The sequence below is a fragment of the Nitrospirota bacterium genome, from assembly GCA_016194305.1.
Lineage (GTDB): Bacteria > Nitrospirota > Nitrospiria > JACQBW01 > JACQBW01 > JACQBW01.
Map to the genome: position 1 here is coordinate 23,200 of JACQBW010000003.1, position 15,626 is coordinate 38,825.

A 15,626-nucleotide genomic window follows, 5' to 3' on the forward strand; every position below is an offset into this window, starting at 1 on the left:
GGTAAGTTAATTCAAGATGAAACCCTCTTTAAGCACTAAAAACCTTCACGAAACACTTGAATACTGTTATGGTTGTTCACAATGTATTTCGTATTGCCCCTTTTATCCGGCGACTTTCTCCATTCTCGAGGAGGAGAATCAGAAAAAAATTCCCCTGCTGACTGATCGAATTGATCAGATCATTGATCTTTGCTACGACTGCAAACTCTGCAGCACCTCTTGTTCATTTGATAAAGACCTTCCACACGATGTGTTGCTCGTCAAGTCGGAACATTTCCAGGAGCAGGGGAGGTCATTTCTAAAATGGATGTTTGCCCATGTCGAGAAGGTTCAAAAATGGGGAGCGACCTTTGCGGACCTTTCTAATTTTATTCTTAATAATGCGCCGATTCGATTTCTTCTGGAAAAGATAGTAGGTCTCCACAAAAAAAGAATCATGCCCAGATTTTATCGCCAGACCTTCTTGAAATGGTTTATCCGCCACGAGAAGGAGAGACCTCTCGTTCGTTCCAGTAGGAAGGTCGCCTATTTTTATGGATGCTTTACGAATTACCACCGTCCAAGTGAAGGAATCTCGGCAATCAAAATTCTTGAAAAAAACGGAATCGAAGTGGTTGTTCCCGAGCAGGTCTGCTGCGGTCTTCCCCAGGTTTCGGAGGGAGATCTGACGGGCATCGAAAAATACGATGAAAATCTTTCTCACCTGATCCCATGGATCGAGAAGGGGTATGATATCGTTGTAACCTCTGTTCCCTGCAGTCTAACGATCAAGAAGGAATTTCCCAAGCATGCGGAATCCCTGCTCGCTGGAAAAGTCGCTGCTCATACGTATGATATCAGCGAATATCTGATGAAGCTTCATCGGGAAGGGGAACTGATTTCGCCTGATCAACCGGTTCACGAAAAGGTCGCTTACCATGTCGCCTGTCATTTGAAAGCGCAAGAGATGGGATATCCGGCTTACGATTTGTTGAAATTGGTGCCGGGACTCACTCGCAGTATTATCGATCGGGGTTGCTGTGGTCTGGCTGGAACCATGGGGTATCACAAGGAAGGTTTTGATCTCGCCCAGAAAATCGGAGAAAAGATGATTAACGGGATCTCCGAAGAAAACCCGACCCTGGCCGCCAGCGATTGTCCAAAATGCAATATTCAGATAAAACAGGGAACGGGGATCGAGGCACTTCATCCTCTCGAAATCTTCATAAAAGGATACAAAAAATGATTACCTTCGAGAAACAAGGAACGGGAGAAGTTCAAATTTACTGGTGTTGATGGAAGGGAAGATTTTCCTTTTGTTAGGCCGAAATAATTGAAAAATTAAAATTATAAAGTTAAATATTAAGGAATAATTCTATCTTATTGGATTTCTGCATTATTATTGATAGAAAATAAGGTTAACAAACTAGTTGAGTAACTTTCCACTGAAATAGGTGTTAAATAAAGTGCCAGGCAATATTTAAGGGGCTTTTCAATTCAGAGTTTTCTATTATATAGAATAGAGTAAATATCTGATTCTGAGGTAAATAATGAAAAACTTCTTGGTTATGAATATCACCGCTTTAATTCTCATATCAATAGTATCGAAAGCGGAAGCGAGATATGGACCATATCTAAGTTTGGATTTAGAAGGAAACAGTCGAAGAGTAGAAGAAAATTGTATTCAATGCATTGATCCAAATACTGGTTTGCCTGCATTGAAATTTTATGGGAATGGAGATTCGACACGGTTATTAGCCAGATTAGGAATGGATCTCCGCCCACTAGATATTTATTTAACGTTTGGAGGTTCTACTCTTACCGTAAATGAATTTGACGGTTATCACGGACAACTGGCTCCGACATTTGGCGGTGGTATAAAAATTAGAATGTATGAATCGACGTCATATGAACATTTCAATATATTTATTAATCCAGATATAATCTATTTTAAGTCGAGCGATACTATTCAGTTTATATCTCAGTCATTGGGTGTTATAACGGAATCGCATGATGTTTCCTGGACAGAATATGGGGTTAAAGTGGGGGGATCTGCCAGATATGACTTTATGGAGCCATATGCGGGAATCTCTGTATCATTCCTAGACGGTGAAGAATCAGGTCCCGTTTTTGGAACAGCAGATTTCAAGGAGAGAGATAATCTAGGTTTCTTTCTTGGAGCGAACTATTATTTTGATCCTACCGGTCAAGCGTCCCTATATGGTGAAATCGGGGGCGGGGACAATGGATACGTTAAGGTGGGGATTAAAACGAGATTTTGAGTGATGTAAGGGGTATACCCATGAAATCGATGACCTCGATCCAGAGATTCAAAATGCTTTTGGCTGGGGTTCTGCTTTTCCTGATATCGGGCACTCTTTTCGCATGTGTCCCGGCCCATACGAGTCTCTTGTTCGATTATCGTTACCCGCCTCGGCCCTATCCGTATTACTACGACCATTATTATTACGGACCCTACTATTATTATCCAGATTACTATGGATATTATAGTCCCTTCTACTATCCCCGATATCGAAGTTATCCGTATGTCGTACCGGCTCCTCCTTCATCAGGACGCGGACGGACAGTTCGCTAGGAAATTTCGTTTTTTGATAAAGACTCGTTAGTCCATTGAGTCTAAAATTCGACGAAGGGACCCATTTTTCGATATTTCTCGTATCGGAGGGAGGTTCTTTTATCAGGGGAGATACTTTCAAGTACAGTCAGGTGGGAATCGATACATTTTGCACAGGTTTCGGCCATTTCTTTTGGGTTTCTATGAGCACCCCCAAGTGGTTCCAGGAGAATGACATCGATTACCTTTGCCGCGTAAAGTTCCTGTGCAGTCATTTTGAGCGCTTCAGTCGCTTCTTTTGTTTTTCCGCTCTCTTTCCATAGAATTGCGGCGCATCCTTCCGGTGAAATCACCGAATAGACGGAATGCTCAAGCATAATAATCCGGTCGGCCACACCGAGCGCCAAGGCGCCGCCGCTGCCCCCTTCGCCGATAATGATCGAAATCACAGGTACAGAAAGGCGTGACATTTCAAAAAGATTTCTTGCGATCGCTTCCGACTGACCTCTTTCTTCAGCGCCTATTCCGGGGTAGGCTCCCGGGGTATCCACCATAGAGATAATGGGAAAATTAAATTTATCGGCTAACCGCATTAACCTGAGTGCCTTTCTGTAACCCTCCGGGTTAGCCATTCCAAAGTTTCTCTGTACCCTCTCCTTTAAGGTTTTTCCTTTTTGATTGCCGAGATAAACGACCGATCTTCCCTTGAATTTGGCAAGACCTCCGACGATTGACTGGTCATCCGCGCTAAGACGGTCCCCATGAAGTTCCATTGGTTGTTCGAATATGACCTTGATGTAGTCGGAAAAGGTGGGGCGCTGGTTATGTCGTGCGACCTGAACCTTTTGCCAGGGGGTTAATCTGGAATAAATCTCAAAGAGGAGTTGATTGAATTTTTTCTGGAGTTTTGCGACCTCTTCCTGGATTTTAAGGTCAGGGGAAGGGGTTTCTTTAAGTTGGTTGATTCTCAGTTCAATGTCCTGAAGGGGCTTTTCAAAGTCTAGAAAATCGGTCATGCTGTTTCCTGTACATTGATAATATTGACGTTTTCCCTCCCGAAAATGTCAGAAAGTTCCGAAAGGGAAGTTTCTGAGAGCTGAAGTGAAAAAGAACTCGCTAACGACATATAATATTCTTTTTTGCCCGGAGTTACCAGTTTTAAAAATACGGGAGCTTCACCCGGATATTTTGTTAACAATCCCTTAAGGTTGGAAATGTCCCCCTCGTCTCGCTGATCGGTATCGATTAGAATCTCAATCTTGGGTATTTTCTTAGGAAGATTTTGCAATTTTTCAATTTTCGTCAGTTTTAATTTGACCCCCTTTTCCCCTTTGTCTACCACCCCGGAAAAAATCAGAGGATGTTCCGTTTCAAGCAGATGAGAGGTCGTAAGGTAAAGATCGGGGAAGATGACCGCTTCTATTGTTCCGGCCAGGTCTTCAATTTTCAGAACGGCCATAGAATCTCCGCGTTTGGTTTTCATGATTTTCTTACTGCTAATTAGCCCCGCCATTCGAACCTCTTCGCTGTCATTTTTCTCTTCTATGGCCGCGATATCCGAAAGATAATACCGCTTCAATTCGGATTCAAACCGTACCAGCGGGTGACTTGAAATATAAAATCCAAGCGATTCTTTTTCGTTTTTAAGGAGTGTGGCTTCGTCCCATTCCGACGTCTCCGGAAGATTGCTTTCCGAATCCGTTTTTTCTGCAGACTCGTCGGGAGCGAACGAAAATAACCGTTCCTGGCCTGCTTCTTCTTCCTTCTGAAAGAGACTCCCATCTTCCATTGCTTTTTCCAATACGGCCATCTGTTGAGCCCGGTTCCCCTTCAAATTTGATAATGCGCCCCCTTTGATGAGACCTTCAAAGACCCTTTTATTGACCTTGCGAAGATCCACTCGTTTGCACAGATTAAAAATCGAACGAAATGGCCCGTCAGCAATCCGATTGGCAATAATGACCTCAATGGCCGCTTCGCCGACATTTTTAATGGCGGCAAGGCCAAAACGGATCCCTTCATCCGTGATTGTGAATCGGCTTCGACTTTCATTAATATCGGGAGGAAGGATCTTAATTCCCATCGCCTTGCATTCCGAAAAGTATTGAACGATTTTATCCGGGTTTCCCATTTCGCTTGATAGGAGGGCGACCATAAAAGGGATTGGAAAGTGCGTTTTCAAATAGGCGGTCTGGTAAGTAATCAACGCATATGCCGCGCTATGAGATTTGTTAAAGCCGTATCCTGCGAAATAGGCCATCAAGTCAAATATTTTTTCAGCCTTTTTCTCCGGAATTTTATTTTTCTTTGCTCCTTCAATAAAAATTGTCTTCTGTTTTTCCATCTCCTCGGGAAGCTTTTTCCCCATGGCTCGCCGAAGAAGATCGGCGTCTCCCAGGCTAAAACCGGCCAGGACGTTAGCAATCTTCATCACCTGTTCTTGATAAACAATGACGCCATAGGTCTCTTTTAATATCTCTTCGAGGAGGGGATGCTCATAAGCAATTTTGGTCTTTCCTCGCTTACGTTTAATAAAGTCATCCAACATGCCGCTCTGAATCGGTCCAGGACGATAAAGCGCCAAAAGGGCAATAAGGTCTTCAAATCGCTCCGGATGCATTTTGGTCATCAGATCGACCATACCACGGCTTTCAAGCTGGAAAATTCCGAGTGTATTTCCTTTACAGAGAAGCTCAAAAGTGGCGGGATCATTGGTTGGAATCGTCGAAATATCGAAAGGCTGACTTTTTTGAATGATCTTCTCCGCCTCCCGGATTACGGTTAAGGTTCTCAGACCGAGAAAATCAAATTTCACCAGCCCGATCTTCTCGATGTCACCCATTGAAAACTGGGTGACAATTTCATCATGGGTGCCTCGGTAAAGGGGAACATGCTCGATGAGCGGCTTGTCTGAAATAACGATACCGGCGGCATGCGTTGAGGCGTGGCGGGCAAGACCTTCGATCGACTGCGCCCGGGTCATCAATTCGTTAACCTTCGGGTCGCTTGTCATCAATTCTTTAATTTTAGGTTCCTGTTCAAGTGCCTTTTCAAGTGTGATATTCAGTTCGTTTGGTATAAGTTTGGCCACTTTATCGACCTCGGCATAGGGGATATCCAGCACCCTTCCCACATCCCGGATCGAACCTTTGGCCGCCATGGTCCCAAAGGTGATAATTTGAGCGACATGGTCGGATCCATATTTATTGACGACATATTGAATCACAGCCTCTCTCCCGTCGACGCAAAAATCCATGTCGATATCCGGCATGGAAACCCGCTCCGGATTCAAGAAGCGCTCGAAAATCAATCCATATTCGAGGGGATCGATATCGGTAATCTTGACCGCATAAGCCACCAGACTCCCCGCCGCGGAGCCTCTACCCGGTCCGACCGGGATCCGGTGAGTCCGGGCGTAGTTAATGATGTCCCAGACGATTAATAGATATCCGGCATACCCCATCTTGCTCAACATCGCGAGCTCATCTTCCAATCGTTTTTTATAGACCGGATGGAGAGCGAAATCGACTTTTTTCAGACGCTCTTCCAGGCCGTGATGGGCCAGTTCGGAAAGATAGGCATCTCTCGACAGCTCATTCGGAACCTGGTACTGGGGGAGGTAGGTGTTTCCGGAAATCAATTTTACTTTGCCTGCGCACCGTTCAGAAATCAGGAGCGTGTTGGAAACGGCTTCGGGAGTTTCTTTAAACAAGAGCGCCATCTCATCGCCCGATTTAAAATAAAGTTGATTGCTTTCCGAAGCGAGGTGATTTTTTTGGTGGAGCGTTCTGCCGCTGGCCAGACAATGAAGGATCTCAAGTGACAGGGCGTCTTCCTGTCTGAGGTAGTGGCAATTGTTTGAGGCGGCAAGTGGTATGGATGCGGTTCTTCCCAGTTTAATCAACTCCTCATTAATTTTCTTTTGTTCAAAAAGGCCGTTATCGCAAAGCTCGAGATAAAAATTCTCTTTTCCGAGAATTTCCTGGTATTCGCGGGCCGCTTCATGGGCTAGTTCAACCTGCCCGCGCTCCAGCAGATACGGAATTTCACCCTTGGAGGCACCCGACAGGGCGATCAGTCCTTTTGAGTTTTCGGAAAGCAGAGCTTTGTCGATTCTCGGTTTGAAATAAAACCCTTCCATGTGGGCCAGCGAAACCAGCTTCAAGAGATTTTGATATCCGGCCTGATTTTCCGCGAGTAAAATTAAATTATAGTAGGGGGCAGTGAGGTTTGAATTTTCTTTTGTCATTCTGCTTTTTGGTGCTACGAACAACTCGCATCCAATAATCGGTTGAATTCCCTTTTTTAAAGCGGCCTTATAAAATTCAACCGTTCCAAAAAGATTGGCGTAGTCGGTGATTGCGACTGCCGGCATTTCGTATTCCGCAGCAAGATCAATTAAGGGTTCAATCTGGATCGAAGCCTCTAGGAGGGAATACATGGTATGAAGGTGAAGGTGAACGAACGGCGTAGTCATTGAAATGAAAACCAGTTGAATTGTTTATTTGCTAATTTGTTTTTCTGGCAAAATTTGCGAATTGATGAATTTGTTTTTGTGTTGATGACTTTAACAACTCAACAATTCAACTTTGTTTTCTGATTCTATCGGTTCCAAAAAAGTCGGTCAAGCCCTTTAACGTTGTTGTAATGGAAGATTATTTTAAGTAGAATAAACTGATTTCAGTTTCATAGATCCAAGTGTTCTCCCCCCTGAAATTAGCGCCACTTGAAAATGGAGTCTCCCGGCGAGTCAACAACTCTGAAACAATCCGAGTCCGGAGCAAAAATTAGGCAATTCTGACGGCAGGATGGTATGTCAGATACCACGTTTTTTAATTTCAAAGAAAAATTCGGTGGTTTAGAGGTGTCACAAGTGGTGAGATCAAAGAGTCCGGAAGATAGAAACCGCCGCCTCAAACAGACTATCGCTGACCAGAAGCGGTAAGATTTTTTTGAATGCCTCAAATTGATTCCCCAATTCTTATCAAAATGCCAATAAATCGTCTTAAACTCAACTTCATTTCAAATATATGCGGGCAGATCTGGTCAGGTCTAATGATATTTGCATTTACGCCCATATATATCAGGTTTGTCGGAATAGAAAGCTACGGGCTATTTGGATTTTATGTCATGGTGCAAGGATCCATACAGGTATTGGATTTGGGTATGACCCAAACCATGAATAGAGAAATGGCTCGATATTCCGCTGTTCCAGACAAAGCAGGAGAGACACGGGACTTTGTTCGGACTATGGAAGTTTGTTATTGGATAATCGGAATAGTGATCGGAGTTATTTTGTGGATCGTTTCACCCATGATCGCAAAGGACTGGATAAGGGCTGAATCGATTACAATTAAAACCGTTCAAAATATTATTATGATTATGAGTATTGTCTTGACGCTTCAGTGGCCAATTAGCCTTTATCACGGAGGATTGCTCGGTCTTCAACGACATCCGGAATTAAATGTACTCAAGATGTGTATGAGTACTTTAAGCGGCGGGGGTGCGGTCATAATACTATGGTTAGTCTCTCCGACTATCATGGCTTTCTTTATCTGGCAAATTGTCGTTACCATTCTTCATTTGTTTTTGAGTAAATTACTGCTTCAGCGCAATCTTCCAATGTGTTTAAGAAAATCAAAGTTCAGCTTTGAATTAATTCAAAACGTTTGGCATTTTGCGGCGGGAATGAGCGGTATAACCATTTCAGCTATCATTTTGACTCAATTAGACAAGATAATTTTGAGCAAAATGCTGACCTTAAAAATATTTGGTTATTATTCGTTGGCGAGTACCTTAGGAAGCGGACTCTTAATGTTCATTACGCCTGTTTTTAATACTATATACCCCAGATTGTCTTATCTGGTTGCCTTGGGTGATCAAGCGAAATTAAAACATGCTTATCATTTAGGATCTCAAGTCATGGCAGTACTGATCTTGCCTTTAGCACTCACCATTTCTTATTTTTCATTTGATATACTTTTTTTATGGACTTCCAGCCGTGAAATTGCCCAATACGCTTCAAATATTGTAAGTGTCCTTATCATAGGGACCGCCTTAAATGGATTAATGAATCTGCCCTATGCTCTGCAGCTAGCCAACGGCTGGACAAGCATTGGACTGAAAATTAATACATTTTTTATCATTATCTTCATTCCTATGATTTATTTTTTGACAAGAACCTATGGGCCCATTGGTGCCGCATCAGTGTGGGTCATTTTGAACGGCCTTTATATGATAATTGGAGTTCCTCTTACACATCAAAAATTGTTAAAAGGAGAATCCTGGGAGTGGTTTAGTGGAGATATTTTTGTGACTTTGGTCGCAACATTTGTCGCCACTTTCATCGCAAGACAGATATTTGTGAGTCCTATGGTACCCTTTGTCGCGATTCTTAATTTAGGAATCACTTTTATATTTGTTTATTCGGTTGGGGTTCTTGCGACACCCGTAACAAGAAGCTGGGCATTGAATCGCTTTTTGAAAAAAAGGTGAAAGGGGATACATTTTAGAAAATGACCGGAATAAAGCTTTCTATATGTATTCCGACCTATAATTTCGGAAAATTCCTTACACCCTGCCTGGATTCCGTTTTAAAACAAATTTCGAATGAAGTTGAAATTATCATTGTTGACGGAGGATCAACTGACAATACTTCTGAAGTTATTCAAGGGTTTCAAAAGTCCTTTTCTAGAATAGATTACATCCGATTGGAAAAGAAAGGAGGTATAGATAAGGATCTGGCGTTGACTGTTGAAAAAGCTCACGGGGAATATTGTTGGTTGTTGTCAAGTGACGATCTCATTAAACCGGGTGCGATTGGCAGAATTCTTGATGAAACTCAAAGTGGATATGGAGTCTATTTAGGTAACCGAACAGTATGTGATATAAACCTTAATCCCATAAGAGAGCAACAGTGGCTTTCCGGAAGGATTGAAGATCAGGTGTTCAATTTTTCAGATAATTCTGAATTAATTGATTATTTAAACAAATCACAATCGTTAGGAGCGCTATTTAGTTATATGAGCACGATCATTGTGAATCGAAAAAAATGGATGAACGTTGATTATAATGAGATCTTTACAGGGAGTCATTATGCCCATGTCTTCAGAATCTTTACATTGTTGAGAAGTGGCGGTTTATTAAAATACATAAAGGACCCTCTCATAAAATGTAGAACCGGAAATGACAGTTTTTTAGATCATGGAATAGGAAATCGATTTTTAATTGACTTAAAAGGATATCAGCTTCTGGCAGATGAATTATTTGGAAAGACACCCGTTGTAAGAAACTATTTCATGTCTGTGATGCGACGTGAACATGTTTGGTATGGATTAATCTGTTTAAGAAGCGAAATATCGAACATAGTTCTGTGGGAAGATTTAAAGCGGAGATTCATGATTTTTGGTTATTCTGAAAAGCAACTTTTATTAGTTGGAATTTTAGGATTATTTAAGCCAATTATTTCATTAATCAATAAATTTACCAATTTGAAAAGAAAGTTAGGTCGAGTGGCTAATCAGAATGGGGGAGGAAGGTAGATGTCTAACTAAAGGACACTTGTTTTCGGGCAAATGGCCGGGATGGCTAATATCCAATCTTTAGATATTCTGCCGGCTCTCAGTAATGGCATGAGAGGGAACGGGGGCCCGATCCAATGGGAATCCGGAGGGTGTCCGGGTACAGATGATTTGTCCAATACTGCCTGGACCTTTTCGGCATATCCTAAAACGGGGTTAAGTCATTTAACCGAGTTGTAATAGAAGTCTTTTTTAAGTAAAATAAACCGACTTCAGCTTCATCAACCCAAGAATCCATAATATAAAAAGGAGATGACGATGTCATTTAAAATAAAGCTTGTTCTCAGTTCCTTGTTCCTATTTCTTTTTTTATACCAATTCAATGGATATGGGGAGACGATGACAATGCCGGATGAAATGAAAGGTCAACACTTCCTGAAAGTCGATAGCAGTGGCGCGTTAAACGGAATGGAAATTTCAGACAAAATTGACGGGAAACCGCTTCACGGTTATTTATCCAAACCGGATGGCAAAGGACCTTTTCCGGCGATTATCATGATTCATGAATGGTGGGGATTGAATAAGCATATCAAAGAAACCGCCGATAAATTATCCAAGAACGGGTTTGTTGTTTTTGCTGTTGACCTTTACAAAGGGAAAGTAGCCACCAACCCGGATGAAGCCAATAAATTTATGGGTGAGGTCAATAAGGAGGAATCGATCGATGCGTTAGCCGGGGCCTATAGTTGGCTAAAGAAATATCCGGCCTCGAAAGATTCAAAGATCGGGACAATTGGCTGGTGTTTCGGCGGAGGATATTCACTTCAGGCAGGTTTAAATCTTCCTAAAGTGGATGCGGTGGTGATTTATTACGGACTTCTTGAGTCAGATCCCAAAGTCCTATCGAAATTAAAGGGACCCGTTCTAGGCATTTTCGCCAACCAGGATGGGTGGATCAACACAAAAATGGTGAATGATTTTGAGACAGGGTTAAAAGAGGCCAAAGTGGCAAATAGTATTAACCGTTATGATGCGGATCATGCTTTTGCAAACCCAAGTAACCCAAAATACAATGCGACTGCCGAGGCAGATGCCTGGGGGAAGACAGTAGAATTTTTTAGCAAAAATCTCAAGAGTAAATAGGCCCACACAGGTTGAGTTGTTTAACTGTTTATTTGTAGAAGTGGAAGAAATGATCATCCAACTAAATGGCTCTGCCATTCAACGATTAAACCTGATTTAATTATGACAATACTCGTTACCGGCGGCGCAGGATTTATAGGTAGTAATTTTGTACTGGAATGGGTCCGGGAGGGGCGCGGTAAAGTCATTAATCTGGATAAATTGACTTACGCCGGAAATCTGGACAGTCTCGCCGCGATCAGGAATCATCCAGATCACCAGTTCATTCACGGGGAAATCGGCGATCAAATTCTGGTTTCTAAATTGCTTCGGGAACATCGACCGAAGGCAATCATCAATTTCGCTGCCGAAAGCCATGTCGATCGATCCATTCATTCCCCCTGGGAATTCATTCAAACGAATGTCGTTGGGGTCTTTCACCTCTTGAATGAAACGTTCCTCTATTGGAAGGGATTAAACTCGGAAGATCAAAGCAGATTCCGGTTTCTCCACATCTCGACCGATGAAGTTTACGGGTCGCTGGGCATTGAGGGAGAACCCTTCCGGGAAGATTCGCCGTATCAACCCAATTCACCTTACGCCGCATCGAAAGCGTCATCTGATCACCTGGTGAGATCATATTTCCACACGTACGGATTACCTACGTTAACCACGAATTGTTCCAATAATTATGGTCCCTATCAACATCCTGAGAAACTCATTCCTCTCATGATCTTGAATGCTCTGAAGGAAAAGCCTCTTCCTGTTTATGGAGACGGGAAAAATATCAGAGATTGGCTATATGTCGAAGACCATTGTAGTGCCATCCGGGTGGTACTTGAAAAGGGACGAGTCGGTGAAACCTACAACATCGGGGGAAGAAGTGAAAAGACCAATATCGAACTCGTTAAAACGTTAACGGGAATCCTTGATGGAATCAAACCGAGAAGATCAGGTCTGTATGAAGAGTTGATTCAATTCGTTACGGACCGGCCGGGTCATGACCGCCGCTACGCGATCAATGCGAGAAAAATTGAGAATGAGCTTGGCTGGCAGCCAAAGGAGAGTTTCAAGACGGGACTTGAAAAAACCGTCCGATGGCTCCTTGAACATCAGGAATGGACCGAAAATATTTCAAGTGGAAAATATAAAGCCTGGATCGAAACGAATTATGCTTCCCGGGAACAGATCGTAAAGCACGGTCTTAAAGGTGAGGAATAATATGAAAGGGATCATTCTGGCGGGAGGGCATGGAACCAGGTTATATCCCATTACGCAAGGAGTCAGCAAACAGCTTCTACCTGTCTACGACAAACCGATGATCTATTATCCGTTGTCTACACTGATGCTGGCAGGGATTCGAGAAATTTTATTGATCTCCACCCCAATCGATCTACCCCAATATCAGCGCCTTTTAGGAGACGGAAGCCAGTACGGAATCCGTATTGAATATGCCCCGCAGCCCAAACCGGAAGGGTTGGCGCAGGCCTTTATCATCGGAAAAAAGTTTTTGAATGGAGAAGGGGCCTGCCTGATTCTGGGTGACAATATTTTTTATGGACATGGATTAAGAGAAATCCTGCAAAAAGCGGCTTCAAATCAAGACGGTGCGACTGTTTTCGGATATTGGGTTAAAGATCCGGAACGATACGGTGTCGTTGAGTTTGACCAGAACGGGAGAGCCATATCCATAGAAGAAAAACCAAAATCGCCACGTTCGAGCTATGCGGTGGTGGGAATCTATTTCTTTGACAAAAAGATTACCGAAATTGCTTCCCAGGTGAGACCCTCTCCAAGAGGGGAACTGGAAATTACCGATGTCAATAATGCGTATTTGAAAAAGGGCGAGTTAAGAGTTCAGCAGTTTGGCCGGGGAATGGCCTGGCTAGATACCGGGACCCATGAAGCCCTGCTTCAGGCGGGAAATTTTATCGAAACGATCGAACAGCGGCAGGGTTTAAAAGTCGCCTGTCTGGAAGAAATTGCCTATGATCTGGGATATATCAACGCCGAGCAGGTTTTGATCAGGGCTAAACTTCTTGACAAGACAGAATATGGAGAATATTTGAAAAAGCTTGTTTCTGAAAAAGGGAGGTAGATGGAAAGAATTGACACCTCTTTGTCCGGTCTCTTTTTGATCAGGCCTAAAATTTTTTCTGATCCGCGAGGGTTTTTTTTTGAAAGTTACCACAGGGACAAATTTTCCAAACTCGGTATTTCGAATGCCTTTGTTCAGGATAATCATTCTAAATCGGTCAAAGGAACCTTAAGAGGACTACACTACCAGTTTAAATTTCCACAAGCCAAGCTTTGCCGTGTTATCCAGGGGGAAGTATTTGATGTGGCCGTCGATATTCGTAAGGGATCCCCTTCGTTCGGCAAATGGGTTGGGGTGCTTCTCTCGGCAGAAAATAAGGAACAGATCTATATCCCGAGGGGATTTGCACATGGTTTTCTGGTCCTCTCGGAGACCGCCGAGTTTCTTTATAAATGCGACGACTTTTATCACCCGGAAGATGAAATCGGGATTGCCTGGAATGATCCTGAAATCGGAATTAACTGGAGTTTCGCCGAGCCTATTCTCTCCAATAAAGATAAAGTAAACCTTGAACTATCAAATATAACTCACGATAAACTCCCAGAATTTAAATGATTAAAGTTTTGCTTTCCGGATCAAAAGGGATGTTGGCGCACGCCTTTTTGAAGAAAAAGCCCAATGATTGGAGTATTCTCGCAACAGATATCGAAGAACTCGATATCAGGAATCGAGTCCAAGTTCATAAAACAGTTGGCGATTATGGCCCCAATCTTATTATAAATTGTGCCGCGTTTACGCGAGTTGATGACTGTGAAACAGAAAGAGAGCTCGCTTTCTCCATCAACGCAAAAGGTGCCGGAACTATGGCTGAATCAGCTCGAGAAATTGAAGCCAAATTAGTTCATTTCAGCACAGATTATATTTTCGATGGCACCAAAAAAAGTCCGTACCTCGAAGATGATCCCCCAAATCCGATAAGCGTCTACGGATCGTCAAAATTGGCCGGGGAACGAAACGTCCGAAATGCGTCCGAAAACCATTTGCTTATTCGAACACAATGGCTATACGGAGACGGTGGCAATCATTTTGTTAAAACGATATTAAATTTGGCTAAGGAACGGGACTCCATTAAGGTTGTCAATGATCAGTTCGGCTCACCCACCTGGACCGAAGATCTCGTAGACGCGACCATTGCATTAATCCACAAGGAATCCATCGGAACTTACCATGTCGTTAATTCGGGAGAATGCAGTTGGTATGACTTTGCCAGAGAAATCGTTAAAGAAGCGGGGCTAAGTACAAAAGTCATTCCCTGTTCGACTGCTGAATTTCCGCGTCCTGCGAAACGCCCCTCATATTCTGTACTATCAGTTGACAAAACAAGCAATGTATTGGGACAGGTCATTCCGGGCTGGAAAGATTCTTTAAGAACAATGGTAAGGGGCTAAATTCTTAATTATTATTAATTCATGTAATATAAAGGAACATTCTTGGAAAATAAAAACGGTGAAATGAAACTTATTGATTTTTGGAACATCATTATAAAGAGAAAAAATATAGTGATTTGTCTTTCTCTTTTTTCTATAGCTCTCACATTTTCAATTTCTCTCTATTTTCCAAAAATATACGAAGGTGAGGTGGTATTAGCAATTCCAACGGGCTATAGTGGCTATGTCATTAATACCAGTGAGTCACAGGCAATTATCAACGTCTTATTGAATGAAATAAAAAAAGGGAATCCATTCGGTGGTATTGATGCAAATTTAGTCAAGAGTATTGATAATATAAAACTGAGTCCCATTAGTAACTCAGAGTCGAAATTGACATTGTTAGTTTATGTAAAACAAGATCCAAATAAGGGATATGAGGTTTTGAATAAAATAGTTTCTTATTTGCAAGGAAATGAGTACGTCGCGAATAAAATTAATTATGAAAAGGAGGCATTGCAGGAAAACATCGGAGAGGCTAAAAAAGAATTAGATGATGTACTTAATATTAAAAATGGCCTTCAGAAATTAATAGTAAAAAAATCATCTATAAATATAAGTCCAATTGAGCTCGAATCAAAGATAAATGAACTCAAGTCGAAAATTAGAAATTTGGAGGTTGAAAGACTCTCTATCAGAGGTTATGAGTATGTAACAAAACCCTATGTTTACAAAAATAAAGTTAAACCCAATCTGACCTTGAATGCCATACTGGCCGGAATCTTTGGATTATTCTTGAGCATACTATTGGTGCTTGCCCTTAATTCATTTGAAATTGAAAGTCGTGGGAAAGAGTAATTGCGTTCTTCAGTTTATAGTTATGAATCTTCACTCAATTTGTTCTTAAGGCAGGTCAATTTAATTAATAGTTAAATTCTGTTTTCCAAAAATTGCTTATGCAGAAA

At 42.2% G+C, this 15,626-nt stretch carries 13 protein-coding genes; 11 read left to right on the forward strand and 2 right to left on the reverse strand.

Translation table 11 applies throughout. From position 1 onward, the window contains the following. Window positions 1-16 precede the first annotated feature (16 nt). The 3 genes from HY200_00680 (at window position 17) to HY200_00690 (ending at window position 2,575) form a co-directional block, all read left to right on the forward strand. On the forward strand, window positions 17-1,225 hold the full coding sequence (locus HY200_00680) for an anaerobic glycerol-3-phosphate dehydrogenase subunit C (protein MBI3593452.1): 1,209 nt from the start codon (window positions 17-19) through the stop codon (window positions 1,223-1,225). A gap of 304 nt (window positions 1,226-1,529) precedes the next feature. Further along, window positions 1,530-2,261 (forward strand): hypothetical protein, encoded by a 732-nt coding sequence (locus HY200_00685; GenBank protein MBI3593453.1) that lies wholly within the window; start codon window positions 1,530-1,532, stop codon window positions 2,259-2,261. A gap of 20 nt (window positions 2,262-2,281) precedes the next feature. Further along, window positions 2,282-2,575, forward strand: a complete 294-nt coding sequence (locus HY200_00690) for a hypothetical protein (protein MBI3593454.1) — start codon at window positions 2,282-2,284, stop codon at window positions 2,573-2,575. A gap of 41 nt (window positions 2,576-2,616) precedes the next feature. Here the strand turns inward: HY200_00690 and HY200_00695 are convergent, their stop codons facing one another. Both HY200_00695 and dnaE read right to left on the reverse strand, forming a co-directional pair. Further along, entirely contained in the window at window positions 2,617-3,570 is a 954-nt protein-coding gene (locus HY200_00695; GenBank protein MBI3593455.1) for an acetyl-CoA carboxylase carboxyltransferase subunit alpha, read from the reverse strand. Continuing rightward, window positions 3,567-7,031 (reverse strand): DNA polymerase III subunit alpha, encoded by a 3,465-nt coding sequence (dnaE, locus tag HY200_00700; protein ID MBI3593456.1) that lies wholly within the window; start codon window positions 7,029-7,031, stop codon window positions 3,567-3,569. The genes HY200_00695 and dnaE overlap by 4 nt, the downstream gene beginning before the upstream one ends. A 479-nt stretch (window positions 7,032-7,510) precedes the next feature. On the opposite strand from dnaE, the gene HY200_00705 reads away from it, so the two are divergent. The 8 genes from HY200_00705 (at window position 7,511) to HY200_00740 (ending at window position 15,519) form a co-directional block, all read left to right on the forward strand. Then, a complete protein-coding gene (locus HY200_00705) occupies window positions 7,511-9,049 on the forward strand; it encodes an oligosaccharide flippase family protein (GenBank protein MBI3593457.1) in 1,539 nt (512 codons plus the stop codon). A 20-nt stretch (window positions 9,050-9,069) separates the two neighbouring features. Further along, complete coding sequence (locus HY200_00710; GenBank protein ID MBI3593458.1) at window positions 9,070-10,095, forward strand: glycosyltransferase family 2 protein; 1,026 nt, start codon at window positions 9,070-9,072, stop codon at window positions 10,093-10,095. A gap of 297 nt (window positions 10,096-10,392) precedes the next feature. After that, window positions 10,393-11,217: a dienelactone hydrolase family protein gene (locus HY200_00715; GenBank protein ID MBI3593459.1), complete on the forward strand. Its 825-nt coding sequence runs from the start codon at window positions 10,393-10,395 to the stop codon at window positions 11,215-11,217. A 102-nt stretch (window positions 11,218-11,319) separates the two neighbouring features. Beyond that, window positions 11,320-12,417, forward strand: a complete 1,098-nt coding sequence (gene rfbB / locus HY200_00720; protein MBI3593460.1) for a dTDP-glucose 4,6-dehydratase — start codon at window positions 11,320-11,322, stop codon at window positions 12,415-12,417. Window position 12,418: 1 nt separating this feature from the next. Continuing rightward, window positions 12,419-13,294, forward strand: a complete 876-nt coding sequence (rfbA, locus tag HY200_00725) for a glucose-1-phosphate thymidylyltransferase RfbA (protein ID MBI3593461.1) — start codon at window positions 12,419-12,421, stop codon at window positions 13,292-13,294. Next, window positions 13,295-13,849, forward strand: a complete 555-nt coding sequence (gene rfbC / locus HY200_00730) for a dTDP-4-dehydrorhamnose 3,5-epimerase (protein ID MBI3593462.1) — start codon at window positions 13,295-13,297, stop codon at window positions 13,847-13,849. After that, on the forward strand, window positions 13,846-14,682 hold the full coding sequence (gene rfbD / locus HY200_00735) for a dTDP-4-dehydrorhamnose reductase (protein MBI3593463.1): 837 nt from the start codon (window positions 13,846-13,848) through the stop codon (window positions 14,680-14,682). The genes rfbC and rfbD overlap by 4 nt, the downstream gene beginning before the upstream one ends. 42 nt (window positions 14,683-14,724) lie before the next feature. Beyond that, window positions 14,725-15,519, forward strand: coding sequence for a hypothetical protein (locus HY200_00740; protein MBI3593464.1), 795 nt, complete (start codon window positions 14,725-14,727; stop codon window positions 15,517-15,519). The last annotated feature ends 107 nt before the right edge of the window (window positions 15,520-15,626 follow it).

Coding starts and splice junctions, on each gene's coding strand:
- HY200_00715 (MBI3593459.1), top strand. CDS start 10,393: ATGTCATTTAAAATAAAGCTTGTTCTCAGTTCCTTGTTCCTATTTCTT.
- dnaE (MBI3593456.1), bottom strand. CDS start 7,031: ATGACTACGCCGTTCGTTCACCTTCACCTTCATACCATGTATTCCCTC.
- rfbB (MBI3593460.1), top strand. CDS start 11,320: ATGACAATACTCGTTACCGGCGGCGCAGGATTTATAGGTAGTAATTTT.
- HY200_00690 (MBI3593454.1), top strand. CDS start 2,282: ATGAAATCGATGACCTCGATCCAGAGATTCAAAATGCTTTTGGCTGGG.
- HY200_00680 (MBI3593452.1), top strand. CDS start 17: ATGAAACCCTCTTTAAGCACTAAAAACCTTCACGAAACACTTGAATAC.
- HY200_00685 (MBI3593453.1), top strand. CDS start 1,530: ATGAAAAACTTCTTGGTTATGAATATCACCGCTTTAATTCTCATATCA.
- rfbC (MBI3593462.1), top strand. CDS start 13,295: ATGGAAAGAATTGACACCTCTTTGTCCGGTCTCTTTTTGATCAGGCCT.
- HY200_00710 (MBI3593458.1), top strand. CDS start 9,070: ATGACCGGAATAAAGCTTTCTATATGTATTCCGACCTATAATTTCGGA.
- rfbA (MBI3593461.1), top strand. CDS start 12,419: ATGAAAGGGATCATTCTGGCGGGAGGGCATGGAACCAGGTTATATCCC.
- HY200_00695 (MBI3593455.1), bottom strand. CDS start 3,570: ATGACCGATTTTCTAGACTTTGAAAAGCCCCTTCAGGACATTGAACTG.
- HY200_00705 (MBI3593457.1), top strand. CDS start 7,511: ATGCCTCAAATTGATTCCCCAATTCTTATCAAAATGCCAATAAATCGT.
- rfbD (MBI3593463.1), top strand. CDS start 13,846: ATGATTAAAGTTTTGCTTTCCGGATCAAAAGGGATGTTGGCGCACGCC.